Origin of the sequence: Elizabethkingia sp. YR214, from assembly GCF_003058195.1 — a bacterium.
GTDB lineage: Bacteria > Bacteroidota > Bacteroidia > Flavobacteriales > Weeksellaceae > Elizabethkingia.
Map to the genome: position 1 here is coordinate 1 of NZ_QBUH01000020.1, position 3,947 is coordinate 3,947.

The 3,947-nt window shown below is 31.3% G+C and carries 4 protein-coding genes and 1 pseudogene; all 5 read left to right on the forward strand.

What is annotated here, in order from left to right; all coding sequences use genetic code 11:
- On the forward strand, nt 1-1,566 hold a 1,566-nt coding region (locus tag C8J95_RS19115), incomplete at its 5' end, for an RHS repeat domain-containing protein (protein WP_255412894.1).
- Nucleotides 1,567-1,568: 2 nt separating this feature from the next.
- Nucleotides 1,569-1,889, forward strand: coding sequence for a hypothetical protein (locus C8J95_RS18505; protein WP_107810186.1), 321 nt, complete (start codon nt 1,569-1,571; stop codon nt 1,887-1,889).
- Nucleotides 1,890-2,283: 394 nt separating this feature from the next.
- Nucleotides 2,284-2,739 (forward strand): hypothetical protein, encoded by a 456-nt coding sequence (locus C8J95_RS18515; RefSeq protein WP_107810187.1) that lies wholly within the window; start codon nt 2,284-2,286, stop codon nt 2,737-2,739.
- Nucleotides 2,740-3,203: 464 nt separating this feature from the next.
- Complete coding sequence (locus C8J95_RS18525) at nt 3,204-3,545, forward strand: hypothetical protein (protein ID WP_107810188.1); 342 nt, start codon at nt 3,204-3,206, stop codon at nt 3,543-3,545.
- Between the two features lie 73 nt (nt 3,546-3,618).
- Nucleotides 3,619-3,852: pseudogene (locus tag C8J95_RS18530) on the forward strand (hypothetical protein); the annotation flags it as partial.
- Between the last annotated feature and the right edge of the window lie 95 nt (nt 3,853-3,947).

The window sequence follows — 3,947 nt, forward strand, 5'->3', positions numbered from 1 at the left end:
GAAGGAAATTACTGGGCAAACTCAGGATTAACGGCGGGTTCTTATGCGGAGAAGCTTACATATGATCTGAACGGGAATATTAAATCCCTTCAGAGGGCTGGGCAAACTGCAGCCAATATTGACAATCTAAGTTATACTTATGATAATAGCGGAAACAGTAATAAACTGATTAGAGTGAATGATGCTTCAGGAAATGCAGCGGGTTATCCGGTAGGTGGAAACACGATTGCTTATGATATCAATGGCAATATGGTGAATCATCTGGATAAAGGAATCTCGAATATTGCTTACAATTACCTGAACCTGCCAAACAGCATTACGGCTTCTATCGGCAATACTGATTATGTATACCGTGCGGATGGATCTAAAGTAAAAAAGGTATTTGGAGGCAAAACCACAGATTATCTCGATGGATTCCAGTATGAGGATAATGTTTTACAATTTATTCCTACAGCAGAAGGTTATTATGATGTAACAAAAAATAAGTATATTTACAATTATACAGACCACCTTGGAAATGTAAGATTAAGCTACACTAAGGGTGCTTCTGGAGGAGCGGAGATCATTGAAGAAAATAACTATTACCCGTTTGGATTAAAACATCAGGGATACAATTCTACTTCCTTAGCCAATAATGCTTATCAGTACAAATACAATGGCAAGGAATTACAGGAAACAGGAATGTATGATTACGGAGCAAGAATGTATATGCCGGAATTGGGGCGTTGGGGTGTCGTGGATCTAAAATCGGAATTCGGGCGAAGATGGTCTCCTTATACTTATGCCTTTGATAATCCTATACGTTTTATAGATCCTGATGGAATGTGGCCATGGCCTACCTGGAAGCAAATAAAAACTCTTGCTTCAACATATTATTCAGGTATGTACCAAGGCGCGAAGGGATCTTTGAAGGGTACTTATCATGGAGTAAAACAACTCGTCACCAACCCTATAGGAACTGTAAAATCAGCTGCCAAAGCTATTATTAATGACCCTAAAGGAGTGATGAAATCAATGCAAGGGAGATATACTGATCCATTTACTCTAATGGCATTAGGTATTGGAAGTGTTGCAACTGGAGATGCTTCTGCTGCTGGGAAATATGTTGGAAACACATATACTAACATGGCTACAGATGCGGCAGTAATGGTCGCTACGGAAGGAGTTGGAAATATCGCAAGAGGTCTTGTGTCAAAAGTAGGTAAAGCTTCTACTGTTGCTGAGACCGAGTCAGCCCTATCTGGAGGTACAATCAGAGCAGCAAAATTCTCAGAAGGGTGGGAAAATGCAAGCCTATCAAACGCAATAAATAAATTCGCTCCAGATGCTGAAGGAGTCGCAAATGCTAGTGGAAAGACTATCTATAATAACTCCGAAACAGGTATACAAGTGGTATATGATAACAATGGAAATTACTTTAGAGTTGAAAATACTAACTTATCTGGTAAAAGAAATTATTTAGACATGAATGGTAATGTTCCAAATAATAAGACCGTTAATGGAAAACAGGCAGGAAGAAATAATGCAGAATATAATCAAGTAACTCATTTTAATAATATCGATTAAATATGGCAAAAACAATAGTTGTTCCCAAAAATAAAGAAGCAGAAATCTCATTAGACTATGATACTGCTACACCAGATCAAATTATAGAATTAATTTTATCAAATGATGAGTTTGATAAATTATGGAGTAAAGGTATCTTTTCCTTAATAAATAGAATATCACAAAGTAATATAGATGATTTTGAAGACGAACATATTACGGATTTAAATCTCATACATAGTTCATTTCAGGAACTAAAGAAAATTTCTAATGATATTCCAGAAGTAGTTAAAATGTTTGAGTTGGCTTTAATGTTCAAAACTAGTATACATTTTTATTTCTAATATTTCCCCCCGCTAGCACAAGCTTCTAGCTCGTATCCTAAATGACAAATAATAATAAGCAAAGCTAACTCATGGAAGTTAGCTTTGCTGTTTAATCCCGATAGCACGGATTTGTAATCCGTGCTTTTTTATTATAATTAAAAATGTCAACAAAGTATAAAGTGACAGAAACATATTTTATAATAATAGCAGAATCTGAGAATTATTATTTTAGCTCGGCCAGAAATTATTCAGATTTGGATAGTGCTTTAGATATTGAAGTTATCTTTATAAGATAAAATGAAGTCACAGATTACAAATCCGCGACATCGGGTTGTTAATAAATATAATCAAATAAAAAATGAGTTAATTAAAATAAATCCTAATTATAAAAAGGAATTTAAAAATACTGAAAATGAAGAACAACAATAAAATAAAAAGTATTTCATTCTTTTGGTTATTATTTTTATTTATTTCTTGTAATAAAGAAAATAAGATAGAATTAACCGGAAAAGTTGTGGGAAAATATGAAATTGAGTATCACAAGGATACTATTAAAGTATTTTCTATTCAGCTGTCTAATCATATAGAAACTGAAAAATATATTAACATTAACAATGAATTTTATGATGTAAAAAATAAGAAATTATTTTTATCAATTAATAGAGATACTTTATATACAGAAATCCTTGATGGGTTCTTGTATAAAACAGAAATTAAAAAAAACAATAATAATTCTTTTAAAACATCTACTTTCTTAATAGATAATCATGGAAAAGAATCTCTTTTGACAACATTTTATTATGATAAGAACTATAGAATTGCAAAAATAGAAAAAACAGATTTAATTAGTTTTACTCCAATAAAATAACTCCTCCGCTAGCACAAGCCTCCGGCTTGTGACTAATCCAAAATATTTTAATAAGTTGCCTTTCCAGGCAGCTTGTTTTTATTAATATGTTATATTTACATTGATACGAGTGAGACACCCAGATAGCGCGGATTTGTAATCCGTGCTTTTTCATTATAATTACATAAAATTAAAAACACAAAATGTCAACAAAGTATAAAGCCACAAAATAACACAAACATATTTTATAAAAATAACAGAAGCTTAAAATTATTATTTTAGCTCAGCCAGAAATTATTCAAATTTGGATAGTGCTTTAGATATTGAAGTTATCTTTATGGGATAATAAAGTCACGGATTACAAATCCGCGACATCGGGCATACAATATTGGAAAATCATGTCCCTCATACACTTGTTCCAACTGATTACAAAGTTATTCCACCTAATACTAAATATTCACAACCCTTAGCAAAATAGAAATATTATGATAGAGCAAATAAAAAAAGACTATAAAGCATTTTCTGATGCTGTTATTCAAGAATTTAATTATACTAATCACATTTGCAAAATTTATATTAATTTATATAATTGGACTACAGATAATAGAGAAAATATTATTCTGTTATTTGAAAATATTCTCCTATTCAAGTTTTTTGAAAGTATTAAAATTAACAGTACAGTAATATCCAATGCTTTACTAAAAGAAGAAAATGGAATAATAACTCTTGATTTTTTTCCAGTTTACTTCAATGAATCACGTATAGAAGAGAATAAAGATTCAGACTTTATTATTAAAAGTGAAAAATTAGAAATTATAAAAAAATAATTATGTAACAATTTTGTTTATATAGTATTAGATATAATTCATCAACAGCATGGAAATAAGCCATGCTGTTTTTATAATAAAAGCATTCTATATTTACAATTATACAGATCACCTTGGAAATGTAAGATTAAGCTACACCAAAGGTGCTTCTGGCGGGGCAGAGATCATTGAAGAAAATAACTATTACCCGTTTGGATTAAAACATCAGGGATACAATTCTACTTCCTTAGCCAATAATGCTTATCAGTACAAATACAATGGCAAGGAATTACAGGAAACAGGAATGTATGATTACGGAGCAAGAATGTGTAAGTGTCCCTAAAAACCAGACAGTTTAAAAATAGAGAAATTTATTAATTTTAAACTGTAAAAGATGAAAAAGACAAGATTCACAGAGACACA